The 25,804-nt window shown below is 63.6% G+C and carries 25 protein-coding genes; 11 read left to right on the top strand and 14 right to left on the bottom strand.

What is annotated here, in order from left to right:
• Positions 1-200 precede the first annotated feature (200 nt).
• The gene (locus VVD49_RS06075) at positions 201-1,091 is read right to left on the bottom strand and encodes a LysR family transcriptional regulator (RefSeq protein ID WP_327598240.1); all 891 of its coding nucleotides are present in this window, start codon (positions 1,089-1,091) and stop codon (positions 201-203) included.
• Between the two features lie 219 nt (positions 1,092-1,310).
• Here VVD49_RS06075 and VVD49_RS06070 point away from each other — a divergent pair, with 219 nt between their 5' ends.
• Together VVD49_RS06070 and VVD49_RS06065 are read left to right on the top strand one after the other, a co-directional pair.
• Positions 1,311-2,765, top strand: coding sequence for an MFS transporter (locus VVD49_RS06070; RefSeq protein ID WP_327598239.1), 1,455 nt, complete (start codon positions 1,311-1,313; stop codon positions 2,763-2,765).
• 149 nt (positions 2,766-2,914) lie between these two features.
• The gene (locus VVD49_RS06065) at positions 2,915-4,027 is read left to right on the top strand and encodes an endonuclease/exonuclease/phosphatase family protein (protein ID WP_327598238.1); all 1,113 of its coding nucleotides are present in this window, start codon (positions 2,915-2,917) and stop codon (positions 4,025-4,027) included.
• A gap of 36 nt (positions 4,028-4,063) precedes the next feature.
• Here the strand turns inward: VVD49_RS06065 and VVD49_RS06060 are convergent, their stop codons facing one another.
• The 4 genes from VVD49_RS06060 to VVD49_RS06045 all read right to left on the bottom strand — a co-directional run bounded on the left by VVD49_RS06060 (position 4,064) and on the right by VVD49_RS06045 (position 8,413).
• Positions 4,064-5,608: a hypothetical protein gene (locus VVD49_RS06060; protein ID WP_327598237.1), complete on the bottom strand. Its 1,545-nt coding sequence runs from the start codon at positions 5,606-5,608 to the stop codon at positions 4,064-4,066.
• A 229-nt stretch (positions 5,609-5,837) separates the two neighbouring features.
• Positions 5,838-6,566 (bottom strand): GntR family transcriptional regulator, encoded by a 729-nt coding sequence (locus VVD49_RS06055; RefSeq protein WP_327598236.1) that lies wholly within the window; start codon positions 6,564-6,566, stop codon positions 5,838-5,840.
• A gap of 172 nt (positions 6,567-6,738) precedes the next feature.
• Entirely contained in the window at positions 6,739-7,527 is a 789-nt protein-coding gene (locus VVD49_RS06050; protein WP_327598235.1) for a transporter substrate-binding domain-containing protein, read from the bottom strand.
• Positions 7,528-7,645: 118 nt separating this feature from the next.
• Positions 7,646-8,413 (bottom strand): aspartate/glutamate racemase family protein, encoded by a 768-nt coding sequence (locus tag VVD49_RS06045; protein ID WP_327598234.1) that lies wholly within the window; start codon positions 8,411-8,413, stop codon positions 7,646-7,648.
• Between the two features lie 433 nt (positions 8,414-8,846).
• Here VVD49_RS06045 and VVD49_RS06040 point away from each other — a divergent pair, with 433 nt between their 5' ends.
• Entirely contained in the window at positions 8,847-9,494 is a 648-nt protein-coding gene (locus VVD49_RS06040; protein WP_327598233.1) for a CoA transferase subunit A, read from the top strand.
• 18 nt (positions 9,495-9,512) lie between these two features.
• Positions 9,513-10,163, top strand: a complete 651-nt coding sequence (locus tag VVD49_RS06035) for a 3-oxoacid CoA-transferase subunit B (RefSeq protein WP_327598232.1) — start codon at positions 9,513-9,515, stop codon at positions 10,161-10,163.
• 45 nt (positions 10,164-10,208) lie between these two features.
• On the opposite strand, the gene VVD49_RS06030 is transcribed toward VVD49_RS06035, so the two are convergent.
• The 3 genes from VVD49_RS06030 to VVD49_RS06020 form a co-directional block, all read right to left on the bottom strand.
• A complete protein-coding gene (locus tag VVD49_RS06030; RefSeq protein WP_327598231.1) occupies positions 10,209-11,699 on the bottom strand; it encodes a sensor domain-containing diguanylate cyclase in 1,491 nt (496 codons plus the stop codon).
• A gap of 150 nt (positions 11,700-11,849) precedes the next feature.
• Positions 11,850-12,668, bottom strand: coding sequence for an alpha/beta hydrolase (locus VVD49_RS06025; protein WP_327598230.1), 819 nt, complete (start codon positions 12,666-12,668; stop codon positions 11,850-11,852).
• Between the two features lie 35 nt (positions 12,669-12,703).
• A complete protein-coding gene (locus VVD49_RS06020; RefSeq protein WP_327598229.1) occupies positions 12,704-14,617 on the bottom strand; it encodes a PAS domain-containing hybrid sensor histidine kinase/response regulator in 1,914 nt (637 codons plus the stop codon).
• 181 nt (positions 14,618-14,798) lie between these two features.
• Here VVD49_RS06020 and VVD49_RS06015 point away from each other — a divergent pair, with 181 nt between their 5' ends.
• The 4 genes from VVD49_RS06015 (at position 14,799) to VVD49_RS06000 (ending at position 17,557) form a co-directional block, all read left to right on the top strand.
• On the top strand, positions 14,799-15,296 hold the full coding sequence (locus tag VVD49_RS06015; RefSeq protein ID WP_327598228.1) for a MarR family winged helix-turn-helix transcriptional regulator: 498 nt from the start codon (positions 14,799-14,801) through the stop codon (positions 15,294-15,296).
• 30 nt (positions 15,297-15,326) lie between these two features.
• The gene (locus VVD49_RS06010) at positions 15,327-15,746 is read left to right on the top strand and encodes a DUF1398 family protein (protein WP_327598227.1); all 420 of its coding nucleotides are present in this window, start codon (positions 15,327-15,329) and stop codon (positions 15,744-15,746) included.
• Between the two features lie 81 nt (positions 15,747-15,827).
• A complete protein-coding gene (locus tag VVD49_RS06005) occupies positions 15,828-16,841 on the top strand; it encodes a DUF6910 family protein (RefSeq protein ID WP_327598226.1) in 1,014 nt (337 codons plus the stop codon).
• A gap of 128 nt (positions 16,842-16,969) precedes the next feature.
• Positions 16,970-17,557: an OmpA family protein gene (locus tag VVD49_RS06000; protein ID WP_327598225.1), complete on the top strand. Its 588-nt coding sequence runs from the start codon at positions 16,970-16,972 to the stop codon at positions 17,555-17,557.
• A gap of 53 nt (positions 17,558-17,610) precedes the next feature.
• Here VVD49_RS06000 and VVD49_RS05995 read toward each other — a convergent pair whose 3' ends face one another.
• Both VVD49_RS05995 and VVD49_RS05990 read right to left on the bottom strand, forming a co-directional pair.
• The gene (locus tag VVD49_RS05995) at positions 17,611-17,877 is read right to left on the bottom strand and encodes a hypothetical protein (protein ID WP_327598224.1); all 267 of its coding nucleotides are present in this window, start codon (positions 17,875-17,877) and stop codon (positions 17,611-17,613) included.
• 169 nt (positions 17,878-18,046) lie between these two features.
• The gene (locus tag VVD49_RS05990) at positions 18,047-18,970 is read right to left on the bottom strand and encodes a LysR family transcriptional regulator (protein WP_327598223.1); all 924 of its coding nucleotides are present in this window, start codon (positions 18,968-18,970) and stop codon (positions 18,047-18,049) included.
• 136 nt (positions 18,971-19,106) lie between these two features.
• On the opposite strand from VVD49_RS05990, the gene VVD49_RS05985 reads away from it, so the two are divergent.
• Positions 19,107-19,871: a 3-oxoacyl-ACP reductase family protein gene (locus VVD49_RS05985; protein WP_327598222.1), complete on the top strand. Its 765-nt coding sequence runs from the start codon at positions 19,107-19,109 to the stop codon at positions 19,869-19,871.
• Positions 19,872-19,985: 114 nt separating this feature from the next.
• On the top strand, positions 19,986-20,963 hold the full coding sequence (locus VVD49_RS05980) for a DedA family protein/thiosulfate sulfurtransferase GlpE (protein ID WP_327598221.1): 978 nt from the start codon (positions 19,986-19,988) through the stop codon (positions 20,961-20,963).
• On the opposite strand, the gene ilvA is transcribed toward VVD49_RS05980, so the two are convergent.
• The 4 genes from ilvA to VVD49_RS05960 form a co-directional block, all read right to left on the bottom strand.
• Positions 20,949-22,481, bottom strand: a complete 1,533-nt coding sequence (ilvA, locus tag VVD49_RS05975; RefSeq protein ID WP_327598220.1) for a threonine ammonia-lyase, biosynthetic — start codon at positions 22,479-22,481, stop codon at positions 20,949-20,951. The genes VVD49_RS05980 and ilvA overlap by 15 nt on opposite strands.
• Positions 22,482-22,624: 143 nt before the next feature.
• Positions 22,625-24,136 carry an ammonium transporter gene (locus tag VVD49_RS05970; protein WP_327598219.1) on the bottom strand — a complete coding sequence of 504 codons (1,512 nt, stop codon included), beginning with the start codon at positions 24,134-24,136 and terminating at the stop codon, positions 22,625-22,627.
• A 20-nt stretch (positions 24,137-24,156) separates the two neighbouring features.
• The gene (gene glnK / locus VVD49_RS05965; RefSeq protein WP_327598218.1) at positions 24,157-24,495 is read right to left on the bottom strand and encodes a P-II family nitrogen regulator; all 339 of its coding nucleotides are present in this window, start codon (positions 24,493-24,495) and stop codon (positions 24,157-24,159) included.
• A gap of 53 nt (positions 24,496-24,548) precedes the next feature.
• Complete coding sequence (locus VVD49_RS05960; protein WP_327598217.1) at positions 24,549-25,292, bottom strand: TorF family putative porin; 744 nt, start codon at positions 25,290-25,292, stop codon at positions 24,549-24,551.
• A gap of 267 nt (positions 25,293-25,559) precedes the next feature.
• Between VVD49_RS05960 and VVD49_RS05955 the strand changes: the two genes are divergently transcribed.
• Positions 25,560-25,796 (top strand): accessory factor UbiK family protein, encoded by a 237-nt coding sequence (locus tag VVD49_RS05955; protein ID WP_327598216.1) that lies wholly within the window; start codon positions 25,560-25,562, stop codon positions 25,794-25,796.
• The last annotated feature ends 8 nt before the right edge of the window (positions 25,797-25,804 follow it).

The raw sequence follows: 25,804 nt of genomic DNA, 5'->3' as shown, positions 1-25,804 counted from the left end.
GATTCTCCGACGCGTGCCCGGCGTCCATCCATGATCCGGCATACCCACCAAGAGAACGCGGTGAGAGCCTGCTGGCTGCGCAAGGCCCGGGTTGAAGCAAGCGCGCAGGGTGGGTTCGGAGCGCAGGGTGGGTTCGGAGCGCAGCGACGCCCGCCGTCGTTGGTGCGCAGGGTGGGTTGCGCTGCGCTTCGAACCCCACCCTACTTCGCGCATACCTCGCGCACGCAGCTGCGCAGCCAGCGATGCGCGAGGTCGCCGTCCATGCGTGGGTGCCAGAGCATGGAGACGCTGATCTCCGGCACCTCGAATGGCAGCTTGAAGCTGTGCATGCCGGCGCGCAGGCTTTCTGTATGGCGCTCGGGCACGCTGGCGATGAGGTCGGTGGCGCGTGCGAGCGCCAGCGCGGTGGAGAACTCGCCGACCAGGGTGATGACATTGCGCTCCAGCCCTAGCGTGGCGAGTGCGTCGTCGACCGGGCCCTTGTCGAGACCGCGCCAGGACAGCAGCACATGCTCGCCCGCTGCATAGCGCGCAGCCGTGACGCGCTTGCCCGCAAATGCATGATCGGCCCGCACGACGCCGACGAAGCGATCGCGGAACAGGGCCTGCGCGCGCAGCTCGGGGCTGGTCGTCGCATTCACGATGCCGGTCTCGAGGTCGACACTGCCTTCGCGCAAGGCATCGCTGGATTTGTCCAGCTTGGGCAGGAAGCGCAAGCGCACATGCGGTGCTTCGCCGCGCATGCGTGCGATGAGGCCCGGGCCGAAGTTCTCGGCAAAGCCTGCGCGCGTGCGCAGCGTGAAAGTGCGCACGAGTTGCGTGAGGTCGAGCTGGTCAGCGGGGCGCAGCACGGCATGCGCGTCCTGCACCAGCTGGCTGACCTGGGCACGCAGTTCGAGCGCACGCGGCGTGGCGACGAGGCTGCGCCCGGCGCGCACCAGCAGGGGGTCGCCGGTGGTCTCGCGCAGGCGCGCGAGGGCGCGACTCATCGCCGAGCTGGACAGGTGCAGGCGATGCGCGGCGCGCGCCACGCTGCCTTCCTGCAACAGCACGTCGAGGGTGTGGAGGAGGTTGAAGTCGGGGCTTGTCATGATCCTAACCATGGCACGCACGACACATGGCGTCAAACGCAATGATTCATTGCATATGAGGCGTCTTCCGCATGCTTCGAAGAGAGCCTAGTCTGCATAGACCACAGCACCAGACAGGCCGTCGTCTCCGCGAACGCGGGGATCCAGCGACGGTGGATGTCTGGTGGCTGCATAACGTCACTGGATTCCCGCTTTCGCGGGAATGACGGATTCGGAGGCATGGGAATGAAAGCAGGCAACGCATTGGCGGTCGACGACATCACAGCCGGCAGTAACGTAAGGAACTCGCGCTGGCCGCTCGCCAGCCTCTGTGCCGCGACGCTGCTTGCCTCGCTCGGCACGAGCATCGCCAACGTGGGGCTGCCAACGCTGGCACATGCGTTCGGTGCGTCTTTCCAGGCGGTGCAGTGGGTCGTGCTGGCGTACCTGCTGGCAATCACCACGCTGATCGTCGGCGTGGGCCGGCTCGGCGACATGCTTGGCCGGCGTCGCGTGCTGCTGGTGGGCTTGGCATCGTTCACGCTGGCCTCTGCCCTGTGCGGCCTGGCAGGCTCGCTGGGCATGCTGATCGCTGCACGCGTGGCACAGGGGCTGGGCGCGGCGGCCATGATGGCGCTGACGCTGGCCTTCGTCGCCGACACGGTGCCGAAGGAGAAGACCGGTAGCGCAATGGGCTTGCTGGCGACGATGTCGGCCATCGGCACCGCACTGGGCCCGTCGCTCGGCGGCATGTTGATCTCGATCGCGGACTGGCGTGCGCTGTTCTTCGTGAACGTGCCGTTCGCCGTGCTGGCAGGTGGCCTCGCATGGCGCTACCTGCCACGCGACCCAGCCCGGTCGGCGGCAGCGCACACGCGCTTCGATTTCGCCGGCACCCTGCTGCTCGTGCTGACGCTCGGCGCGTATGCATTGGCCATGACACTCGGGCGCGGTCACTTCGGCCTGCTGAACGTGGCGCTGGTACTGGCAGCCGTTGTGGGGGTGATGTCGTTCGTGAGCGTCGAGCGTCGCGTAACCGCGCCGCTGATCCAGCTGGAGATGTTCCGCAATGCGGTGCTGCGCAAGGGTCTCATCGCGAGCATGCTGGTGATGACGGTGATCATCACCACGCTGGTCGTTGGGCCGTTCTACCTGTCACGCGGGTTGGGGCTGGATGCTGCAACGCTGGGGATTGTGATGTCCTGCGCGCCCGCCACCGTGGCCCTCTGCGGCGTACCTTGCGGCCGCCTCGTCGACCGCCTTGGCGCACAACGCATGGGTCTGCTCGGGCTAGCCGGAGTGAGCGCAGGCTGCGTGCTGCTTGCGGTGTTGCCGACGCGTTGGGGCGTCCCTGCCTATGTGCTGCCACTGATCGTCGTGGCCTTCCACTACGCCCTCTTCCAGGCTGCCAACAATACGGCGGTGATGAAGGACGTCGCACCCAAGCAGCGCGGCGCCACCTCCGGCCTGCTCAACCTCTCGCGCAATCTGGGACTCATCACCGGCGCCTCGCTGATGGGTGCGGTGTTTTCCTTCGCTTCGAATGCGGATGACATCACGATCGCGAGTGCCGATGCGGTTGCGATGGGGATGCGGGTGACCTTTGCGGTGGCGGCTGTGTTGGTGGGTGCGGCGTTTGTTGTTTCATTGCGCTATCTCACCCCAGCATCGATGGTTGCCGGGCAGGTGAAGTGAGCAAGAAGGGATCGATCTCCCGCTACCGCGTTCTGACCTGCAGTCCGTATCGCTTCAAGGCGGTCTGATTCGGAGCATTCGCTGATCCATTCGTCATTTTATTGACACAAACGCGCGGAATACTGGGTCGATCAACCAAGGAGATCACCATGCGTCTTGCCAGTTTTAATGTCGAGAATCTCTTCAATCGCGCAAAGGCGATGAATCTGGAATCGCGGTCGGAAGGAAAACCGGTTCTGGAGAAATTTGCAAAGCTGAATGAGCTTCTTGCTGAAGATGACTATAGCGACACCCTTAAGCAGCGCATGATTAATCTCATGATTGAGCTCGGGTTGGAGAAATCTGACGAAGGCCCGTTTGTCATTCTTCGGCAGAACAGGGGAGGCTTGGTCAAACGGCCGAGGACTGGCGGGCTACAGATCGTTGCCAGCGGCCGCACGGACTGGGTCGGCTCACTGGATCTGATACAGGCCCCGGTAGACGAAGAGGCCATGCGCAATACCGCCCGCGTCATGATGGATCTGCAGGCTGACGTACTCGCCGTGGTCGAAGCGGAGAGCCGTCCCGCCTTGTCAGCATTCAACACGGGTATCGTCGGCGGCCTGGGGGGCATTCCATTTGCGCATGTCATGTTGATAGATGGCAACGATTCGCGCGGTATTGACGTCGGTCTGATGACTCGCGAGAGCGTGTCTATCGGGCAGATGCGAAGCCACGTTGATGATCGCGGCACGAATGGGCAGCTGATTTTTTCGCGTGACTGTCCCGAGTTTGAGCTCCTGCTGCCCTCCCGGGAGCGCTTCCTCTTGTTGGTAAACCATCTCAAGAGCAAGGGGTTCGGAACACCGGCAGCGTCAAGCGCTCGCCGTCGTCTGCAAGCCGAGCGCGTGAAAGCAATTTACGAAGAGCTTCGCGGTCAGGGCGAGAAACATATCGCGATTGTCGGTGACTTTAACGACACCCCCGACAGCCAGGCCCTGGATCCGCTCCTCAAGGGCACGGATTTACGCGACGCGTTTGAACACCCATCTTTTGACGATGGTGGATTTCCCGGCACGTTTGGCTCCTGTACCGCAGCGAACAAGATCGACTATCTGCTGCTCTCTCCCGAACTGTTCGAGAAGGTGACAGCCGGCGGCGTACTCCGGAAAGGGCTGTGGCCTGGCGTCAGACCAAAGCGGTGGGACGTATTTGCCGAGGTCACAAAGCCGGTAGAAGCGGCATCCGATCATGCGGCCGTTTGGGTGGACCTCGATATTTAGGCACGGGCTCGGAACGTTGCCGGCGCATTTGTTGCGTCACTGCGCTTTCCTGACGGTCCACACGCCCGTGGTCCAGCCCATCCTGTCGGCATGCGCCGCTTTCATGCTGCTGTCGAGCAAGCCGCCCGGCAGGTAGGCGTCGCTGGTCGAGTCGTCACTGCGCGCCTGTACATCGATGGCAGCCTTGATGCGTTGCGCAGCGCCCTGTGCGCTCGACATTGGCACCTGGGTGAAGCGTAGCTGGCCGACGTTTGCGGGGCGGGTTTCGTCTGGCCCGTAGCCGTCGGAGTGGAAGGTCGCCATGACATTCACGTTGTAGCCGAGGGTGTACCTGCAGCTGGTGTAGTCGAGGTAGAGCGCAATGCTGCTGAGGTGCTCGTTCACCGCGTCCGGACCGGGATAGAGCACGTTGCCTTTGGCAGTGAGCGTGTAGCCGTTGCCGGGGGTGTAGAGCGAGTCGTCGAGCACGGCGTCACCCGTCACGCTGTCGGTGGTCCACATTCCCCAGCCAGGCAGTTGCTGGCGCGACACGAGGGTGCCATGCAGGTGACCGGACTGGCGCACCTTGACGGTCTCATCAGGCGTCGAGCCGTTGAAGCCGTACTCGGTGAAGTAGGCCTCGGCGTCGAGCCGCGCAGCGGTGCGCATCCAGGCGCAGGCCGTGTCTTCGACAGTGCTGTCGGAGATCTCGATATTGCTGACGAGGATTTCCTGCGCGCTGGAGAGGGGCGGGGTGTACGCGACGGAGACCGCGACCGGATTGCGTGCAGGCTTGCTCGCCGGCGCGGTGTAGACGGCCGAGCCCTGCGTGCGATCGCTGGCCGGTGTCACGCTGCCTGCAGTGGCGGACCAGTTGTGCAGGCTCTGATTGACGCTCGCGTTCTGGTCGCAATCGACGACCCGCGACATGCTGCCGTCCTCGCCAAAGCTGTAGTGGCAATACCTGACGCGCAGGTTCAAGGACTCGCCAACCTTGAGCATGCCGGTCATCGGCAGCAGGCGGGCGCCGGTGATGACGGACCAGTCGCTGAAGTGTGTGGTGCTGACGCTGAGCGTCTTCGTCACGGCATTGCGTTGGGGCGTGTTGTAGACGTGCCACACCTGCTGATCGTCCTGATACGCGATGCTCAGCGCGCCAGCGCTGGTGTCGCGCAGGTCGTCGTCGCTGTATCTGAAAGTGAGCGTCATCGGCACAGCACTGTGCAGCCCTTCCGGCGTGATGCGCCAGGCGCGGCCCGCTGCACCATGTGCTTCATTGGTGATCTCGCGGATGCTCAGACTCACCGTGCGGTCGAAAGCACCGGCTGGCACGCTGAGGCTGATCGCGCCATCGCTGGAAGCCAGCGTACCGCCGCTCGCGCCGATGCTCGCCGTGACCGGGCTGCCGATGAGCTTGCCCACCGCAGTCGCCTGCGGCGTGAGACTGGCACTCACGGACGACGCCGCACTTGAAGACGACCCCGCCGCATTGCTCGCCACCGCCGTCCCGGCCGTGGCGCTGCCCGCCCCGCTACCGCCGCTACAGGCGCACAACACCAGCACGCCCAATACACCTGCTACACCTGCCCACCCTGCTTTCATGACTCTCTCCGCATCGCCGTTGCCCATAGCGCGGAGCGTCTTGCCGCCAGCGCCTGCATGACAGCACTGTGCCGATGCGCAGCTTATGCAACATCGCCCGAGTGGGCCAGTGCAGTGCGTACGTGGAGCCATGCCCCTTCGGGTGAGGAGCCAGTCATGGTGTGGAGAATGCGCAGCTCGAGTGATGGCAGCCGCGTGGCACCTCACTCAAGACCACGAGAGCATCGCGTCAGACCGCGCTCTTGCTCGGACCCTTGAAGATTTCGTCGAGCGACAGCGCTGCCTTGGTCACGGGCTGGGAGAGCGACTGTTCGATCTCGTTGAGGTGACGGCGCATCTCGGTGGCAGCCGCTGCGCCGGGACCTTCTTCGAGCGTCTGCAGCAACAGGCCGTGGCTATGGGCCACGCACATGGCCTCGCCCGGCGCCTTGTAGAGCGCCATGAGCAATGAGGTGGTGGGCAGGAGTTCGTCGAGCACGCGCACGAAGATCGGGTTGCCACTCATCTGTGCCAGACGCAGGTGAAATTCGCCGGAGAGGCGGATCGCCTCCTGCCGGTTGCCCGAATGCACGGCACGGTCTTCCGCTGCGACGAGGCCGCGCAGCTCGCTCATCTGCTCGGCGCTGAGCTTGCCGGCGATGCGACGCACGACTTCGCATTCGATCACGCGGCGTGCATCGAAGACGTGCTCGCCATCGCGGCGCGTGGGCTCGGGCACCTGCGCACCGCGATTGGGGCGCAGGACGATGACGCCATCCTGCGCGAGACGGTGCAGGGCCTGGCGGACCAAGGTGCGCGACACGGCGAAAGTGCTGGCCAGCTCTTCCTCGCGCAGACGCGAGCCAGGCGCGAGGCGATGGTCCAGCACGGCGGCATAGATGGCCTCGTAGACGCGGTCGGCGGCCATCACCGGCGTTGTCTCTTCAGGCGTGTTGTCAGTCTTGCGGATTCTGGGCATGCGCAATTATCAGCCCTTGCGGGGGTTACGGGGCATCGTCGAAGCCTGCCCGGTGCATGTTGTCGGGTAGCCACGATCTTTGAAACACGCCGTCATCCCGGCGAAGGCCGGGATGACGCGCTTCTCCTGAGTGGCCCGTTTGAGCTGATTTCAAGAGATCGCACGCAGACGCTCAGAGCGGCAACTCACCCGCTTCGCGGCCGAGCCACTTCTTCGCCAGACGATCGATCTCGCCGTTGGTCTTGGCTTCGGCAATGATCTCGTTGATGCGCGCGCGCAGCTTCTCTTCGCCCTTGTTGACGCCGATGTAGTTCGGGCTGTTCTTGAGCACGAGCTTCATCTCGATGTTGGCCTGCGGATTACGCTGGATGACGGTCGCCATTTCCGGCGCACTGGTGGCAATGACCTGCGTCTGGCCGGAGAGGAAGGCGGACGACGCGCCGACGTGATCTTCAAAACGCTTCACTTCGGTATTGGCCGGCATCACCTTGCTCAGCTCGGCGTCGGCGGTTGCACCACGCGTGGTCGCAACGGTCTTGCCGGCGAGGTCGGCGAAGCTTTTGATGGTCACGTCTTTCTTGGCGAAGATGGCGATGAAGAACGGCGAGTAGGAATAGGTGTAGTCGATCACCTTTTCACGCTCAGGCGTCTTGCCCAGCGTGGACACGACCACGTCAGCCTTGCCGCTCTGCAGGTAGGCAATGCGGTTGGCAGCCGTCACGGGTACCAGCTCGACCGTCGCACCCAGCTTGCTGCCGATGTAGTTGGCGAAGTCGATGTCGAGGCCTTGCGGCTTCAGGTCGGTACCGATCGTGCCATAGGGCGGGTAGTCGGTCGGGATGGCGATGCGCACCTTCTTCGACTTGGTGATGGTGTCGAGCGCAGCCTGGGCATAGGCACTACTGGTGGCGACGAGAGAGACAGCAGAGATGATTGCGGCGAGGGCGATACGAGTGTTCATGATGAGCTACCTTGTCAGAGAGTTGGGACAGAACGGGTGAGTGGAGGCAGGCTTGCCTGCCGGATTGCATGACTTGTACTTGCGCGCATGACGAACGCATTTATCGGAAAAACCGGGTTCATGATTGCTCTCCCGTACCGAGCCGCGCGAGCTCCGGCGAGACGCCGGACCAGGGCAGATCGAAGCCGGGTTTGCGCAAGGGGCGGCCGGCGCTCTGCTCAGCATGGCGGCGCGCGAGACCCACGATATGGCTGACGCCTGCATCGACGCTGTCAATGAGTGGAAAATCGAGTTCGTCCTGCAAGGTAGCGGCGACACCGGCCAGCCCCGCCCCGCCGAGGATCACGGCACTGGCCGAGAAGTCGCGCGCGGCCTTGCGGCACGCATCCAGCAACAACCTGCGCGCCCATTCGGGGTCGGCTGCGAGCTGGGCGCCGCTGGGTTGCACGGTCTGGATGCCGGCCAGATGCGTGTAGCCAAGGCCGCTGGCGAGTCGCTGCAGCATGGGCTTCCAGCGTTCGCCGCCCGTCACGATGGCAAAGCGCCCGTGACGCGTGGCTTCCTCGAAAGCCGCCTCGGCGAGACTGCTGACGGGAACCGGTGAGCCTTCACGCAGGGCTTCGAGGCCGGGGTCTCCAAAACAACCGAGCATGACGGCGTCGGGCGCCTCCTCTTCCGCAGCCTGGGCGAGCCAGCTGGCCCAGGCATCCAGCGTGGCGTGCGCGGCCACGGCATAGCTTGCCTCGCAAGCGATGTAAGGCGCACCGAAGCGCGCCGTCGCGGTACACACGCGAACCTCGTCGCCCAGCAGCGCCTGCACGCGCGTTTGCAGGAGCCGCGTCACGGACGTGGAGGTGTTCGGATTGATGATCAACAGACGGCGCATGGTTCGCTTGCAACAGATTAGGTTGGACTGATTCGATGTATGCAAACGATGTGCCACTTTGTATGCAAAACCGCGCAATGCCCGCCCGGCGCGGCTCGCGGGGCAGCGGCAGGCACTGCGCGCCCGGATGTGTACAAGATGTCGCACCAAAAGCACACAACAGGCGCACCACAAACGCACCAAACCCAGCCAGAACAGGCGTTGAAGCAGGGCATGGACGCGTACCAGGGCAGCTGACCCGTCGAGAAAACCTCATGTTTTGTATACAAAACAGGAATTGGTAGATTGATCGTCCCGGGGGATCGGCCAGCGCCCGTGGCACGACTGTCATCTTGCGCGGGCAGAATGGGCTGGCCGAAATACCGTGCCGGTCTTGAACGGCAAGTGCGCATCTATACTTGGCTGGATAGCGCCGCACATGACAGGAGCAAGGATGCAGACGATCTCACTCGAAAATGCCGTGAGCATGATCCCGGACGGCGCTTCGCTGCTGGTCGGTGGCTTCATGGCGGTGGGCAGCCCGCAGCGCGTGATCGACGAGATCGTGCGCCAGGGCAAGAAAGACCTGACGGTGATCGCCAATGACTCGGCTTCGCCCGGCCACGGCATCGGCAAGCTGATCACGGCGCGCCTCGTGCACAAGCTGGTGGTGAGCCACATCGGCCTCAACCCGGAGACGCAGCAGCAACTGCTGGCCGGCGACATCGAATGCGAACTGGTGCCACAGGGCACCCTGATCGAGCGCATCCGCGCCGGGGGTAGCGGCCTCGGCGGCGTGCTGACGCCCACCGGTGTCGGCACGGTGGTGGAAGAAGGCAAGCGCAAGATCGAGGTGGGCGGCCGCGACTTCCTGCTGGAGCTGCCGATTCGTGCCGACTTCGCGCTGGTTGGCGCCTTCCTCGCCGACTACCTTGGCAACCTGCAGTACGCACTCACTGCACGCAACTTCAATCCGGTCATCGCGCTGGCTGCCGACACGGTCATCGTCGAAGCCGAGAACATCGTGCCGACCGGCGTGATTTCGCCCGACCATGTGATCACGCCGGGCGTGCTGGTCGACTACCTCATTGCCAACGGTTGAAAGAGTCAGGTGACCGAGATGGATGCACAGGAAATCATCGCCCGCCGCATTGCCCATGAACTGCGCGACGGCATGCTCGTCAATCTGGGCATCGGCATTCCGACCCTGGTGGCCAACCATGTGCCGGCCGGCATGCACGTCTACTTCCAGTCGGAAAACGGCCTGATCGGCACGGGCCCGGTGCCCGAGCCCGGCATGGCGCAACGCTTCCTCACCGATGCAGGCGGCAAGCCGGTGTCCGCCTTGCCCGGCGCCTGCGCCTTCGACAGCGCCATGTCATTCGCGCTGATCCGCGGCGGCCATCTCGACATGACGGTGCTCGGCGGCCTGCAGGTGGATGAAACCGGCCGCCTCGCCAACTGGACCATCCCCGGCAAGATGGTGCCCGGCATGGGTGGCGCGATGGATCTGGTCACAGGCGCGAAACGCGTCATCGTGGCCATGCAGCACACCGCCAAGGGCAAGGCGAAGATCGTGCGCGAATGCAGCCTGCCGCTGACCTCGGCGCGGCGCGTCGATCTGGTGGTGACCGACATGGCGGTCATCGCTTTCGCGGATGGCCGCGCGCGGCTACTGGAAACGGCGCCCGGCGTCAGCGTGGCCGATGTGCTCGCCGCCACCGAGGCGAGGCTGGACGTACCGGAGAGCGTCCCGACGATGGGCCTGTGAGGCTCGCAACCTGAAGCACGCCCTGCGCAGACATGCGGCGCCCGCTCAGGCGGAAAGGAACTGGTTGCGGCCGCCGTTCTTGGCGGCGTAGAGCGCCTTGTCGGCGCGAGCCAGGCATTCGTTGAGGGATTCGTCGTCGCGCTTCTGCGCGACGCCGCCACTGACAGTCACCGCCAGCGAAAGATTGCTGACGACGATGGGCGCGCTGGCAAAGGCTTCGCGCAGGCGCTCGGCGAGTGGCATGGCCATCGACAGATCGGTCATCGGCATGAGGATGAGGAACTCTTCCCCGCCCCAGCGACACGGCAGGTCTTCGTTGCGAAGCTGTTCCAGCAGACGGTTGGCGACTTCACGCAGGACCTGGTCACCAATGACGTGGCCATGCTCGTCGTTGATGAGCTTGAAGTAGTCGAGATCGAAGATGATCAGCGACAGCGGCTTGCTGTGTCGCGTGGCCGCGCTGATCATGCGCTCGGCTTCGCCGAAGAAGCGACGCCGGTTGGGCAGGCCGGTGAGTTCATCCTCATGCGCCATGCGTGCCAGCTTGCGCTCGGCGATCTTCCAGCGTGTGATGTTGATATGCGCGACGACGATGACGGGCTGGCCATCCATGTCGACGCATGGCCGCTTGGAGACGAGGCGGAAGCGCTCTTCACCGGTACGCGGCACGATGTAGTGCTGCTCCTTGTCGATGATCTCTCCACGCAGCACGGCCGCGTCTTCGCTGGCAGTGGCAAGGCTCAGCTCCGGCGACAGCGCCACGGCGGTGGACTGCATGCCGAGCATGGATTCGGGCGTGCGCCCGCGCTCGGCGGCGAAGACTTCGTTGACCATGACCAGCCGGCCGTTACGGTCCTTGATGTAGAAGGGGTCGGGAATGACGTCGATGACGCGCTGGATGAACTCCTGGTTGCGCTGGCGCAGCAGCACTTCCCGTTCGAGCGCCTGGTGTATCTCGCGCTCGGCCTGACGCCATTTGGTGATATCGAAGCGGGCACAGACGATGACGTAGCTGCCATCGGAGTCTTCACAACGCGCCTTGGAAATCACGCGGTACTGCTCCTGGCCGAAGGGACCGTCGGCCGAGTGCTCTTCCTTGTAGATGCGCTCCCCGTCGAGGACCTGCTTGTCTTCGGCGAGGCTCACACGCGTGCGCGCCGCGTCGGGCGCCTGCGCAAAGGAGTGCGTACCGATCACGGCTTCGCGCGGTTGCCCCCATTGGTCTGCCTGGGCGCGATTGACGATGATGATGCGGCTGTCAGCGTCCTTGACGTAGATGGGCATCGGCACGACATCGAGCAGGCGCTGGATGAATTGCTGCGTGGCCTCGTGCTGGTCACGTTCGGCGGCCGCGCGGCGACCTGCCTCACGCAGATTGGAATCATCGCGACGACGCAGCCAGCAAAGCGGCAAGGTGGCGCCAATGGCGCAAACGGGCAGAGCCATCCAGACCTGCCCGGTCAGCCGGAAAACGAGCGCACCGAGGCCGAAGCCGACGATAGCTACGATCAGGCTCTCCTCCAACGCTCTACGCACGATACCCCCCGCTGCCCTGTTCGCTCCTTAACGGGTCTATAGCCCAGAACTTGACACCCTTTGTGGCAATCGCAACATGCCTGTGACGTACGCCACGTACGCAAAATCTTGCAGAAAAGCGGAACGGCGCACGACGGGGTGGAGCGCGGGTTAGCCCTGAGTGCCGGGTGGTTTTCCCACGAAACGCGCGACGTGCTCGATGACGGCAGCGTCGCGCAACAGGCGTGCATGGCCGAGACCTTCAACCGTGACATGCAGCGCGCCGCGCCAGGCGCGCGCGGCTTGCTGGCTACCCGCCAGCGGCACGACACGGTCATCGTCGGAGTGGATGAACAAGGCCGGCTGCGTCAGGCTGGCCGCTTGCGCCGGCATCGAGATGGCCCGCACATCCACGCCGAAACGGCCATGCATCAGGTCGAGCATCAACTCGGTTTCGTGCGCATCGAGGCCATCGCGCGCGCAGTAATCGCGTGCGTAATCGACTGCGTGCGCGGGCGCCGCCAGCAGGACCACGCGGTCGACGCGCAAACCCGACGCCATTGCATGCACGATGACTGCCGCGCCGAGCGAGTGGCCGATGGCAGCATGGAAATTATGCGTGGTGCCGTGCCTGCCACCGGCATCGAGCGCGCATTGCACGTCGAGCAGGGCTTGCGCCGCAAGCGGGATGGAGACACGCTCGCCTTCCGAGGCGCCATGCGCAGGCAGGTCGAGCGCCAGCACGCTGAAGCCGGCCGCCAGCAACGGCGGCACGAAGCCCGCAAGATCACTCGCCGCAAACTCCCAGCCATGCAGCAGCACCACGCAGGGGCCTTCACCCTGCATGCGCCCGACCACCTTGCCGACCGGACCTTCGGCAACGAAGACCTGTGCGTCGGGCAGGAAGGCGGCGGTATTGCGCGTGAATCGACGCGGCGTGAGAAAAGCCTGTGCGACCTGCTCGGGGGTACGGCGTGCGGATGGAGTCATGACAGGATTATCCCGGGGAATGGCAGCCGCCCCGCTCAACCTTCAGCGCGATCGGGCTCTGCCAACGCCGCAATCAGCTGCGGCAACTCCACCGGCTTGAGCAGGTGCAGATCGAGCCCCGCTTCTCTCGACTTGGCGCGATCGGGCTCCTGCCCCCAGCCGGAGATGGCGACAATGCGCAGCTGCGTGGGCGTGCCCGCATTCAACTGACGCAGGCGGCGCGCCGTTTCATAACCATCCATGCCGGGCATGCCGATGTCGAGCAAGACAATCTCGGGGCGATAGTGCGCCACCATCTCCAGCGCCACGGCACCGCTGCTGGCGACGTAGGTCTCATGGCCGAGCGTCTGCAACAAGTGGTGCAGGGACTCTGCGGCATCCGCGTTGTCATCGACGATCAACACCCGCCGCCGCGGCTGGACGGGGCGCCCGGCCGCCTCCGGTGAGGCACTGACGGCGCTGGCCTGCACGTATTCGGCTCGCGGCAGGCGCAAGGTGAAGGTGGAGCCCTTGCCCTTGCCGTCGCTGAACACCTCCAGCGCCCCGCCGTGCAACTCGGCAATCTTGCGGGCCAGCGCCAGGCCGATGCCCAGGCCGCGTTCGGCGCTCTCGAGCGAACCGCGTCCCTGCACGAACATGTCGAAAATGCGCCCCATCATGTCCGCCTCGATGCCTTTGCCCGTGTCGCGCACCTCGATGATGGCGTTGCCGCCTTCGGCGCGCCCGCTGATCGAAATGCGGCCACCGTGCGCGGTGTAGCGCGCCGCATTGCTCAGCAGGTTGGTGACCAGCTGGTTGAGGCGATGGTGGTCGCCGCTGACGAAGACGGGCTCCACTGCGGTATCGATTTCGACCGTGTGCTCGCGCTCCTCGATGGCTGTCGCCGTAGCCTCCAGCGATTGACGAACGATGTCGGCAATGTCGACGAAGGTGTGCTCGACCGAGAGCATGCCGCGGCCGATGCGCGTGACGTCGATGAGGTCGTCGATGATGTGCGTCATGTGCCGGCTCTGACGATCGAGCATGTCTATCATGGGCGCCAGCCGCGGGTCGCCCTCCGGCAACCATTGCAGGGTCTGCGCTGCGGCGCGGATAGGAGCCAGCGGATTGCGCAACTCGTGTGCAAGCGTGGCGATGAATTCGTGGATGTTCTGCGCGGCCTTCTCGAGATCCTGCATGTGGCGACGCTCGGTCAGGTCCTGCGTCACTTTGGCAAAGCCACGCGAACGCCCTTCGCCGTCGTACAACGCGCTGACGACCACACGCGCCCAGAAGGCCTCGCCGTTCTTCCGCAGCCGCCAGCCTTCCTCCTCCGCGCGACCGACCTGCTTCGCCGTCTGCAACTCGTGCCAGGGCTTGCCAGCGTCGATGTCTTCCTGCCGGTAGAAGCGCGAGAAATGCTTACCGAGAATCTCCTCGCGAGCATAGCCCTTGATGCGCTCGGCGCCCGTATTCCAGCTGGTGATGATGCCTTCTTCACTCAGCATGTAGATGGCATAGTCGGTCACCCCTTCGATGAGCAGGCGGAAACGCTCCTCGCTCTGGCGCAAGGCCTCCTCGTTCATCTTGCGCTCGGTGAGGTCGCGCGTGATCTTCGAGAAGCCGAGCAGTTCGCCATTCCCGCCACGCAAGGCAGTGATGACGACACTGGCCCAGAAGCGTGAGCCGTCCTTGCGCAAGCGCCAGCCTTCGTCCTCGAAGCGCCCCTCGGCAGCGGCAACCTTCAGTTCGTACTGCGGCCAGCCGCGATCGATCGCCTCGCGCGTGTAGAAGCGGGAAAAGTGACTGCCGATAATCTCGTCGGGAAAATAGCCTTTGATGAGTTGCGCGCCGAGGTTCCAGGTGACCACGTGCCCCAGCGGATCGAGCATGAACAGGCCATAGTCCTTGGTCTGCTCGACCATCAGTTTGAAAAGCTCCGGATCGATCGGGTTATTGCTGTTATCCATTGTTCTAGCCCGCTATTCGAATGACGCCACCCTGACCTGCTCCCACCGCCCGCGCCCCGCTCCGGGCGCTGCGTCAGGCGGCAAGCCGCATGCCTGACCTGTCGAGTGATTCCTGCGCCGCCTTGCTTTTGGTTTCCATGGAAACCATAATCCACGTACCCGCGATACGCCGAGCCCCCTGATGAGTTCCCGCAAGAAGCCCGCATCCACCCCGAGCATACGCCACAGCACCCACATCAGCGATCTGGAAACACATATCGGTTTCTGGCTGCGTTTCGTGTCGAACCACGTGTCCGGCCAGTTCCGCAGGCGGGTCGAGGCGCACGGCGTGTCGGTCTCCGAATGGGTCGCCCTGCGCCAGCTGTTCACGGCGAACGGAACCTCGGCCAGTGCCTTGATGGATGCGCTGGGAATGACCAAGGGCGCCGTATCGAAGATCGTCACGCGCCTCGAAGCGAAGGGACTGATCGAGCGTGCTGCGGACACGACGGATCGGCGCGCCCAGTCTCTCGTGCTGACAACGGCAGGCCGCGCGCTCGTACCCACGCTGGCGCAGGAGGCAGACGAAAACGATGCGGCCTTCTTCGGCCATCTCACGCCGGCGCAACAGCAACGGCTCATCGCAACGATGCAGGACATCGTCCGCCAGCACGGCCTGAAGGAAATTCCGGTCGAGTAGGTACGGCCATCCATGAACAGGAGCAAAGACATGCACGACAGCACAGGCAAGCCCGTCAGCACGACAGCAGCACAGGTCATGACCCGGTGTGCGGAGGATTCGTATGCCGGCACCGCAAGTTTCGGCGAGATCGTCGGCCGGCTGGTAGCGCTCGGTGCGGAGTCCTATCACGCGGACTATCGCTTGCCCGCAACCACCTACTACATGCCCGATGGCGGCACGCACACGCTGGCGCTGCAGGTGCCGGAGGTGAGCATCCCGTCGGCATTCGATGCAGCGGCCCTGCAGGCAGTTATCCGTGGCGCACAACGCGGCGAGGTGAAGTATCCGGAATTCCTGCAGCGTTCGATGGCTGCGGGCTGCATCGGCTACATCGTGTGGATTGCCGGACGGCATGTGGCTTACTTCGGCCGGCGTGGCGAGGTACATATCGAGCCCTTCCCGTCTTGACACGACACGCTCTGCAAATGGCTGGCGGGAAGCAGGTGGCCTTGTCATGATGTAGCCACCTCTACGCAACGGGAGCAGCCGGTGCATCACGAAACACCACTCACTCCGGCCTTCCCGCTGCAGGCACTCGCGGTCGAGCACCTGCGCCTCCTGCAGGTAGATGCCGCCAGCCACCCGCGCGGCGTGGCGCATCTGAGCGCTGCAAGCGGCATGGTGTGGCGCGACGGCCAGGTCATCGTGGTGGCCGACGACGAGCATCACATCGGCATTTTCGATGTCGCCGGTACCGCACCGGGGCGACTGCTGCGCATGCTGGAGGATGATCTGCCGCCGGACGTATCCGCTCGCAAGCGACTCAAGCCCGATACAGAATCGCTGCTGACCCTGCCGCCGTCTGCGGCGTGGCCCGCCGGTGCGTTATTGGCACTGGGTTCCGGTTCGCGGCCCAACCGCCAGACGGGCTGGCTGATACCTGTCGAGGTGCTCGGGCAGGACACCGGCCGCGCGAGCGGCATCATGCACATCGATCTCGCGCCGCTGTACGAGCCGCTGCGCGAGCACTACAGCGATCTCAATATCGAGGGCGCATTCGTATGCGGTGACGAGCTGCTACTCCTGCAACGCGGCAGCACGAACGTGCAATCGCCGAATGCGAGCATCGCCTTCGCCCTGCAGGATGTGATGCGCTGGCTGGCGGCTGGAGGAGCTGGGGAGGCTGCGCCAGCTTGCCTGCGCATGCGGCGCCACGATCTGGGCCGCATCGGCGAGGTGCCCTTGTGTTTCACCGACGGCACGGCATTGATGGATGGCAGCTGGCTGTTCAGCGCTGTGGCGGAAAACACGGATAACAGCTATGCCGATGGTGTGTGCACCGGTGCAATCATCGGCGTGGTAAACACGGATGGTCGCGTGAGCGACGCGTGGTCGCTGCCCCCGGCCTTGAAAGTGGAAGCCGTCGCCGCGCAGGAGAACGGCAATACACTCACGGTGTTGATGGCGACGGATGCGGACGACCCGGCTCAGGCAGCTCATCTGCTGCGCGCCGTCTTGGTTCGACAACGCACAGACCTGCCATCACCCAAGTCTGCATGCTGAGGGCAGATAATATGGGCAGATCAGCGCCTGTTCACTGCAGGGACCGCGGTTGAACTTGTCCCCTGCGCGACTGTCTTTTCAGCCTGATGTCTTCTATTTTTTGTCGTGTTTTTGCCATGGATACCTTCATGAAATCATTGTCTCCCCTTGCCATCTGCGTTGCGGCCACTGTACTGCTGAGTGCCTGCTCGTCCACCGGACCGGCAGCCCCCGTAGAGAACCGCAATCAACCCGGTGCCGGCTCAGGCCCCGCATCGGGCACAGGCCTCGGGACCGGGAATGGCATTGGCGTGACGGATGCATCGCGTGGCATGGCGGCACGGCCCCCTGCCGCCAGCGCCGGTGCTGATACAGACAGCCAGGGGCGCATTGTTGAAACGCCGGTCGGCAAGAGCGTCTACTTCGACTACAACCAGTTTGCAGTGAAGGCGGAGTACCTGGACATGCTGCAGCAGGTTTCAGCCACAGTGAAAGGCCGCAACGCGGCACCGATCAAGCTGGAAGGCAATGCCGACGAACGCGGCAGCTCGGAGTACAACCTTGCGCTGGGCCAGAAACGCGCGGAGGCCGTGAAGAAGCAACTGGAGTTGCTGGGCGTACCGGAAGCGCAGCTCGAGGCGGTGAGCCTGGGCAGTGAAAAGCCACGCGAAACCTGCCACGCAGAAAAGTGCTGGGCCGCCAACCGCCGCGTCGATCTGATGCGCCAGGGACGCTGAGCAAGGCGATGAATCAGAAAAGGAGGCCACGGCCTCCTTTTTGTTTGCAGGTATCAGGCCGCGGCGGCCTCGGCAAAGTCTGCAGTCTCGAGCTGGATGGGCTGCGGGTAGCCCTGGCGGGCCTTGCGGACGACGACGCTGTCGATGACACGGGCGTTCTTCAGATAAGCGCCTACCAGCGGATCTTCCAGCCCATAGAAACCGGCGAAGCAGTGACACAGGGCTTCGTCGCTGATGCGTGCAGCGATTTGCTGCTCGCCATCCACCGCTACGAAATCCACCGTTGCGGTAGCTTCAACATGTTGCGCGCGCGAACTCATCGGGTACTCCAGTCATTGAACCAGACCCGCATCGTCTCAGATCAGGTGGTCGACTCTCTTGATGCAGGTCTATCAAAGCCGCCACGATTCCACGATACAAGCCTGACGCAGCCCGCGCTCAGCCAATAAAACCACCAAAACAACCGTAAATCGGCAATCACCCGCGCCATCAGACGGCAGAGAAGCGCCTCGCATATTTCTGCCGACGGAACTCCTCGACGATGAAGTCCACGAATGCACGTGTCTTCGCAGGCAGCAGTTTCTGCGCCGCGAAGTAGATCGACAGATGGCCGGCGTCGACATACCAGTCCGGCAGCACGCGCACGAGGCGCTCGCCCTCGAGGTAGGGCAAGGCGTGCAGCATGCTGACGAGGGCGATGCCGAGGCCCATCTCTGCGGCGCGGCACGAGGCATCCGGATCGCTCATGGTCATGCGCTGACGCAGGGCGATGCCGGCTTGCGCGTTGCTCTTGTTGCGCAGCGTCCAGGGGCGCACGCGACCGGTCTGCGGTGAGCGGATGAGAATGCCGTCGCAGCGCGCGAGATCAGCGGGGTCGCGAATTGGCGCCTGCTGCGCTAGGTAGTCTGCAGACGCAACGAGCACGCGATGCGCCGGCGTCAGCTCGCGTGCGACGAGTCCCGGCGGCAGATCGAAGCCGCCACCGATGGCTGCGTCGAAGCCTTCGCCGATGAGGTCGACCTGGCGATTGTCGAAATGCCAGTCGGGTGAGATGCCGGGATAGCGCGCGACGAATGCGCCCAGCGTGGGCATCACGTAGTCGCGTCCGAACACGGTGCCCATGCTGACCTTGAGCGTGCCGCTCGGCAGGCCATCAGCGCTGGCGAGATTCGCCACGGCGCCCTGGATCGTCGCCAGCCCGCTGCCCACTTCGCGCAGGAAACGCTCGCCCGCCTCGGTGAGGCGCAGGCTGCGGGTACTGCGCTGGAACAGGCGCACGCCGACATTCGCCTCCAGCTTGGCCACGTTCTTGCCGACCGCCGCCGACGTGAGGCCGAGGCGCCGCGCGGCTTCCGAGAAGCTGCCGGCCTCCGCACTGCGCACGAAACATTCGATGCTGTTGAGTGTTTCCATTTCGAGCCGCCTCGCCATTTCAAACCGTTTGTATCAACTGATTATAGGTATTCGTGGCTAGTCGCGACATAGTCCGCTGCGGATACTGCACTCCATCAGCAGGCCATTCCGGACTGCGGGCAAATGGAGAATCATCATGTCGAACACCACGCAAAACACCGGCAACTCCCTCAACGGCAAGGTCGCTTTCGTGCAGGGCGGCTCACGCGGCATCGGCGCTGCGATCGTGCGCCGACTGGCAGCCGAGGGCGCTGCAGTCGCCTTCACCTACGTCAGCTCACCCGAGAAAGCGCAACAGCTCGCCAGCGACATCGAAGTCAGCGGCGGTCGCGCGCTGGGCATCCAGGCGGACAGCGCCGACCCGGTCGCGGTGCGCGCCGCGATCAATCGTGCTGCAGAGAAATTCGGCCGCATCGATGTGCTGGTCAACAATGCCGGCGTGCTGGCCATCGCGCCACTCGATGAGTTCAAGCTCGAAGACTTCGACCGCACCCTGGCGGTGAATGTGCGCAGCGTCTTCGTCGCCACGCAGGAGGCCGCGAAGCACATGCAGGACGGTGGTCGCGTGATCAACATCGGCAGCACCAACGCTGACCGCATGCCTTTCGCCGGTGGCGGCGTATATGCCATGAGCAAGTCGGCGATCGTCGGCCTGACCAAGGGCCTCGCCCGTGACCTCGGCCCGCGTGGCATCACGGTCAACAACGTGCAACCAGGTCCGGTCGATACCGACATGAATCCCGACGCGGGTGATTTCGCCGCGACGATCAAGGGCTTCATGGCTCTGCCCCGCTACGGCAAGACCGAAGAGATCGCTTCGTTCGTGGCTTACCTCGCCGGCCCCGAAGCAGGCTACATCACCGGCGCCAGCCTGACGGTCGATGGTGGTTTCGGCGCCTGAGCTGTGAATGTGCGGGCAGGGGTAGCCATCCCTGCCCGCATCATTTCCGGACGATGCGCGTCTGGTCACACTGCGCGCGGTATGCTCACTGCTGAGCGCCTCCGGAGAATCCCCTTGCAGCACATCCTCGAACTCTTCAACCAGCATGGCCCGCTGCTTGTCTTCCTGCAGGTACTCGTCGAGCAGCTCGGTGCGCCCATTCCCGCAGTCCCGACCTTGATGGTGGCAGGTGCGCTGTCGATGGACGGCTCACTCTCGGCCAGCACGGTACTCATGCTGGCCGTACTCGGCTCCAGCATCGCCAATTTCGCGTGGTATCTGGCGGGGCGCAGATATGGCCTGCGCATTCTTGGCCTGATGTGTCGCATCACCATTTCGCCGGATGCCTGCGTGCGTCGCACGGAGAACACCTTCGCCCGCTGGGGCGTTGCCTCCTTGCTGGTCGCGCGCTTCGTGCCGGGCCTGTCGGCCCTGTCGTCGCCGCTGGCGGGTGCCACGGGTATCGGCGCGGCGCGCTTCCTGTTCTTCGATGCACTGGGCACCTTGCTGTGGGCAGGCACGGCCATCGGCGCCGGCATGCTGCTACATCGCCAGGTGGATGCTTTCCTGAATGCGCTGGCCAGCATCGGCAGCGTGGCCATCCTGGTGGTCGCCGCATTGCTGGCCTTGTATATCGCATGGCGCTGGATCGAGCGGCAGCGCCTGCTGCGCTTCGTACGTACGCATCGCATCGCGGTCGATGAGCTGTACGACATGGTCAGCAACGGCAGGGCGCCCATCATCGTCGATGTGCGCTCGGCGACCTCGCGCCAGGCCGATCCACGCCGCATCCCCGGGGCGCTCGAAGTCGAGCTCGGCGAAGTGAAGAATGTGCTCGCCGCGATCCCACACGACCATGAGGTCGTTTTCTATTGCGCCTGTCCCAACGAGGCCTCAGCCGCCCACGCTGCGCGCCAGTTGCGCGAGCTGGGTTTCAAGCGCGTACGCCCGCTGCTGGGCGGGCTTGACGCGTGGATGTTGCATGCAGAGGGCCGCGCCGCCGTCACTCCACCAGCCGTCGCGCCAGCGGAGCAAGTCCTAACCCAGGAATAGTCGATAGGCCGGGTTATTGGTTTCTTCGACGCAGTCGTAACCGACGCGCTGCAGGAAGCTTTCGAACTCGCAGCGCTCTTCCGGCGGCACCTGCATGCCGACCAGCACGCGGCCGAAATCGGAACCATGATTGCGGTAGTGGAACAGGCTGATGTTCCAGTTGGAATGCAGGTTCTCGAGGAACTTGAGCAGCGCGCCGGGACGTTCCGGGAACATGAAGCGGTAGATCTGTTCGTTGTCGGCTGTCGGCGCGCGCCCGCCCACCATGTAGCGGATGTGCGACTTGGCCATTTCATCGTCGGTCAAGTCAAGCGCAGGCAGGCCCTGTGCAGCCAGTTGTTCGACCAGCAAGGTCGCATCTGCCCGCTGGCGGATGGCGACGCCGACAAAGATGTGCGCCTGCTTCTCGTCTGCAAAGCGGTAGTTGAACTCGGTGATGTTGCGACCACCCAGTTGCGAGCAGAAGCGCTTGAAGCTGCCCGGTTGCTCGGGGATGCTGACGGCCAGCACGGCTTCACGTTGCTCACCCGTTTCGGCACGTTCGGCAACAAAACGCAGGCGATCGAAATTCATATTGGCGCCGCTGGCCACGGCGATCAGCGTCTTGCCCTGCACGCCCTCGCGCGCAGCCCATGCTTTCGCGCCGGCCAGCGCCAGCGCACCAGCGGGCTCAAGGATGGAGCGCGTGTCTTCGAACACGTCCTTGATGGCGGCGCAGATGGCATCGTTGTCGACGCAGATGATTTCGTCGACATACTTCTGGCACAGGCGGAAGGTCTCCTCGCCCACGTACTTCACGGCGGCGCCATCGGCGAACAGGCCGACATGCGGCAAGCGCACGCGCTCGCCTTTGGCGAGTGACTGTGCCATGGCGTTCGCATCGATCGCTTCGACACCGATGAGCTTCACGCCGGGGCGCACCTTGCGGATATAGGCCGCCACGCCAGCGAGTAGTCCGCCGCCGCCAACACAGCAGAACACGGCGTCGATCGGCGCTTCGTGCTGACGCAGGATCTCCATGCCGATGGTGCCCTGCCCGGCGATGACATCCGGGTCGTCGTAGGGGTGGACGAAGGTGAGCCCTTGCTTTGCCTCGAGCTCCAGGGCGTGGGCGTAGGCCTCGTCGTAGGACTCGCCGAACAGCACGGCTTCGCCACCACATGCGCGCACGGCATGCACCTTGATGTCGGGCGTCGTCGTCGGCATGACGATGACGGCACGCACGCCCATTTTCTGCGCCGACAGGGCGACGCCTTGCGCATGGTTGCCCGCCGAGGCGCAGATGACGCCACGCGCGAGTTGCTCGGCGCTGAGCTTGGCCATCTTGTTGTAGGCACCGCGCAGCTTGAAGGAGAACACCGGCTGCGTATCTTCACGCTTCAGGTAGATGCGGTTGCCGATGCGGCCGGAGAGATTGGCGGCGAAATCGAGCGCGGTCTCGACGGCGACGTCATAGACCTGGGCGTTGAGAATACGGACGAGATAGTCGTCGGACGGAACGGAGGGGCTGGAAGACATGTGGTGAATGCGCACAAGCGCGGCTGGCGAAGCGAAGGCCTGATTATCCCGCGCGAACGCCACATGACAACACACCCATGAAAAAGGGCGCCCCGCAGGGCGCCCCGGAATAGGTCCGCCCGGAGGCGGAACTAAAGACGGACTCAGTAGTGGTAAGCGGACTCACCGTGGCTGGAGATGTCCAGACCTTCGCGTTCTTCATCTTCCGGAACACGCAGACCGACGAACATGTCGACCAGCTTGAAGGCGACGTAGGCCACGACCGTGGTCCACACAACCGTCAGGCCCACAGCCTTCGCCTGGATCAGGACCTGGTCGATGATCGAACCGTAGCCTGGCTTCATTTCAACCCAGTTGTTGTAGAAGCCTGGGCCGCCGAGGCTTGGCGAGTTGAAAACGCCGGTTGCCAGTGCGCCGAAGATACCGCCCAGGGCATGCACGCCGAACACGTCGAGCGAATCGTCTGCACCGAGCATCTTCTTCAGGCCATTGACGCCCCACACGCACAGCGGGCCAACCAGCGCGCCGATGATGAAGGCGCCGCCGATACCGACGTTACCTGCAGCAGGCGTAATCGCAACCAGACCAGCCACAGCGCCGGAAGCGGCACCCAGCAGCGAAGGCTTGCCCTTGATCATCCACTCAGTGAAGGTCCAGGTCAGCACGGCGCAAGCGGTTGCCAGGAAGGTGTTCATGAAGGCCAGCGCTGCGGAGCCGTTGGCTTCGAGTGCGGAACCTGCGTTGAAACCGAACCAGCCGAACCACAGCATGGAGGCGCCGATCATGGTCATCGTCAGGCTGTGCGGAGCCATCGATTCCTTGCCGAAACCAATACGCTTGCCGAGCACATAGGCACCCACCAGACCGGCAACACCGGCGTTGATGTGAACCACGGTACCGCCAGCGAAGTCCAGCGCGCCCCACTGCCAGAGCAGACCTGCCTTGGCGTTCATTGCGTCGATCACGGCAGGGCTGGTGTAGGCATCAGGACCCATCCAGAACCAGACCATGTGCGCGACAGGCAGGTAGCTGAAGGTGAACCAGATGACCATGAACAGCAGCACGGCGGAGAACTTCACGCGTTCAACGATGGAGCCGAGGATCAGGCAGCAGGTGATACCTGCAAAGGTTGCCTGGAAGGCTGCAAACACCAGCTCATACATTGGCGTGCCCTTGCTGAAGGTAGCGCCCATGGAGAAGGAGCCATCTGCCGCGTTGAACAAGCCAGTGAGGAACAACCGGTCGAAGCCCCCTATGATCGAGTTGCCCTCGGTGAAGGCCAGCGAATAGCCATACACACACCACAGCACGACGATCAACGAGAAGACGACGAAAACCTGCATCAGCACGGACAGCATGTTCTTGGTGCGAACCAGACCGCCGTAGAAAAGTGCCAGCGCGGGCACCGACATCAGCAGCACGAGTGCGGTGCTGGTCAGCATCCAGGCCGTATCGCCCTTGTTCGGGACGGGTGCAGCGGCAGCGGGTGCGGCTGCTTCAGCAGCGGCAGGTGTCGCAGCAGGTGCAGCAGCAGGCGCAGCCGGTGCCGCAGCATCAGCAGCTACCGCGGCGGGCGCACTCGCGTCCTGGGCGAAGACACCGCCAGACAGCGTGACAGCACAGGCTGTCAGCACAATGGCGAAGAGTTTTTTCATTTTATGAACTCCCTGATTGATTACAGTGCGTCCGAGCCGGTTTCACCGGTACGAATGCGGATGGCTTGTTGCAGATCGAATACGAAAATCTTGCCGTCGCCGATCTTACCGGTGTTGGCAGCCTTCTCGATGGCTTCGATAACCTGGTCGAGCAGGTCATCAGCGATCGCCACTTCGATCTTCACCTTGGGCAGGAAGTCCACCACGTACTCCGCGCCGCGATACAGCTCGGTATGGCCTTTTTGACGACCAAAGCCTTTGACCTCGGTTACGGTAACCCCTTGAACGCCGATGGCTGAGAGCGCTTCGCGCACTTCATCGAGCTTGAAGGGTTTGATGATTGCAGTCACAAATTTCATGGCAGCTCCTTTTTTGACGCAGCCCCGGAATGGAGCCGCGCCTCGTTACTGGTTTAGAAGGTCTTGGTGAAGTTCAGGACCACGCGGTCGCCGCCGGTCGCATCATTGACGGTGTTGTAGTAGTAGCCGTTATGCGCGGTCGTCGTCGAGTAGGTCAGACCCACCACGCCGAAGCCCACATCCTTGGTCACGCCGAGGCGGTAGTCAGCGTAAGCACCGTTGTAGGTGTTCTTGACTTGCTGGTAACCAGCGTGGCCGACAACGCTGAAGCCGCCGCCGACATCGACCGTGGCGTTAGCTTCGCCGTAGCCCGAACCCTTGGTGTTGTACTGGCCGAACAGGTTCTGGAAGGCGTACGAGTACTTCAGGGAGACCCACTTGTAGCCAACCGAGACGTAACCTTCGAGCGTGCTGGGGTTGTCATAGACATCCTTCCAGGCTGCCGTGTAGTTGCCCGGGTAGTAGTAGTACAGAGCGCCGACGTCGAACGTGAAGTCGCCGAAGCTCTTCTTGTAACCACCGTAGAAGTCCATTTCCAGGCTGGCACTGGCGCCAAGGCCGGCGTCACCGATCCAGGAAATGCTGGAGTTCCAGTTGCCGATGTAGAAACCCAGTGGCAGGGCATAGTCGAAACCGCCTTGCAAGGCAGGACGGTTGTTCGATTGGGCGATACCGCGATACAGGTACTCGCTGGTCAGCGTGATGTTGCCAGTCAGGGGCGACGGTGCATCTTCGGCCAAGGCCGGAGCGATGTTGAGTACGGACAGCAGGACTGCGGCGATCAGGGACAAACGCATGTTGTGGGCTCCTCGGATTGGGAAACAAAAAAGGCAAGGGCCTCTAAGCGGGATTCGTGCCAAAGATTGTGGCACCGCGCCAGACCCCGTCCGACAAGGGTTTCACCCAGACCGGGGCGAAGATGGTGCATCAGTAATGCGCTGCGCACCATGACGCCGCACGTTTGTGGTGCATCAACGCAGGGCACGCGCAGAAGGGCATGCACCATGCTGTGCTAAATTGGATTGACGCGATTTCTACCCCTAGCGAACGAGAGGATGTACAAGATGATCAACACGAAAATGCTCGACGAACTGGGCGCAAAGTTCTCCGAAATGCTGGCCAGCAGCCCGGCCAAGGACATCGAAAAGAATGCCAAGGCAGTCTTTGCAGGCGTCTTTTCGCGCCTCGATCTGGTCACCCGCGAGGAGTTCGAAGTGCAGCGCGAGGTACTCACGCGTACCCGCGAACGCCTTGCCCAGCTCGAAGCACGCGTTGCCGAACTGGAAGCGCGCAAGGCCTGAAACCCCTG

The organism is Uliginosibacterium silvisoli (assembly GCF_036017035.1).
In the GTDB taxonomy this organism is placed as follows: Bacteria; Pseudomonadota; Gammaproteobacteria; order Burkholderiales; family Rhodocyclaceae; genus Viridibacterium; species Viridibacterium silvisoli.
The sequence above is the reverse complement of the archived record's forward strand: the minus strand, read 5'-3'. Positions and strand labels throughout refer to the sequence as shown.

Bases quoted from the DNA above. Each gene is read 5' to 3' on its own strand.
- VVD49_RS06075 (WP_327598240.1), bottom strand. From the start codon at position 1,091: ATGACAAGCCCCGACTTCAACCTCCTCCACACCCTCGACGTGCTGTTG.
- VVD49_RS06070 (WP_327598239.1), top strand. From the start codon at position 1,311: ATGGGAATGAAAGCAGGCAACGCATTGGCGGTCGACGACATCACAGCC.
- VVD49_RS06065 (WP_327598238.1), top strand. From the start codon at position 2,915: ATGCGTCTTGCCAGTTTTAATGTCGAGAATCTCTTCAATCGCGCAAAG.
- VVD49_RS06060 (WP_327598237.1), bottom strand. From the start codon at position 5,608: ATGAAAGCAGGGTGGGCAGGTGTAGCAGGTGTATTGGGCGTGCTGGTG.
- VVD49_RS06055 (WP_327598236.1), bottom strand. From the start codon at position 6,566: ATGCCCAGAATCCGCAAGACTGACAACACGCCTGAAGAGACAACGCCG.
- VVD49_RS06050 (WP_327598235.1), bottom strand. From the start codon at position 7,527: ATGAACACTCGTATCGCCCTCGCCGCAATCATCTCTGCTGTCTCTCTC.
- VVD49_RS06045 (WP_327598234.1), bottom strand. From the start codon at position 8,413: ATGCGCCGTCTGTTGATCATCAATCCGAACACCTCCACGTCCGTGACG.
- VVD49_RS06040 (WP_327598233.1), top strand. From the start codon at position 8,847: ATGCAGACGATCTCACTCGAAAATGCCGTGAGCATGATCCCGGACGGC.
- VVD49_RS06035 (WP_327598232.1), top strand. From the start codon at position 9,513: ATGGATGCACAGGAAATCATCGCCCGCCGCATTGCCCATGAACTGCGC.
- VVD49_RS06025 (WP_327598230.1), bottom strand. From the start codon at position 12,668: ATGACTCCATCCGCACGCCGTACCCCCGAGCAGGTCGCACAGGCTTTT.
- VVD49_RS06020 (WP_327598229.1), bottom strand. From the start codon at position 14,617: ATGGATAACAGCAATAACCCGATCGATCCGGAGCTTTTCAAACTGATG.
- VVD49_RS06015 (WP_327598228.1), top strand. From the start codon at position 14,799: ATGAGTTCCCGCAAGAAGCCCGCATCCACCCCGAGCATACGCCACAGC.
- VVD49_RS06010 (WP_327598227.1), top strand. From the start codon at position 15,327: ATGCACGACAGCACAGGCAAGCCCGTCAGCACGACAGCAGCACAGGTC.
- VVD49_RS06000 (WP_327598225.1), top strand. From the start codon at position 16,970: ATGAAATCATTGTCTCCCCTTGCCATCTGCGTTGCGGCCACTGTACTG.
- VVD49_RS05995 (WP_327598224.1), bottom strand. From the start codon at position 17,877: ATGAGTTCGCGCGCGCAACATGTTGAAGCTACCGCAACGGTGGATTTC.
- VVD49_RS05990 (WP_327598223.1), bottom strand. From the start codon at position 18,970: ATGGAAACACTCAACAGCATCGAATGTTTCGTGCGCAGTGCGGAGGCC.
- VVD49_RS05985 (WP_327598222.1), top strand. From the start codon at position 19,107: ATGTCGAACACCACGCAAAACACCGGCAACTCCCTCAACGGCAAGGTC.
- ilvA (WP_327598220.1), bottom strand. From the start codon at position 22,481: ATGTCTTCCAGCCCCTCCGTTCCGTCCGACGACTATCTCGTCCGTATT.
- VVD49_RS05970 (WP_327598219.1), bottom strand. From the start codon at position 24,136: ATGAAAAAACTCTTCGCCATTGTGCTGACAGCCTGTGCTGTCACGCTG.
- glnK (WP_327598218.1), bottom strand. From the start codon at position 24,495: ATGAAATTTGTGACTGCAATCATCAAACCCTTCAAGCTCGATGAAGTG.
- VVD49_RS05960 (WP_327598217.1), bottom strand. From the start codon at position 25,292: ATGCGTTTGTCCCTGATCGCCGCAGTCCTGCTGTCCGTACTCAACATC.
- VVD49_RS05955 (WP_327598216.1), top strand. From the start codon at position 25,560: ATGATCAACACGAAAATGCTCGACGAACTGGGCGCAAAGTTCTCCGAA.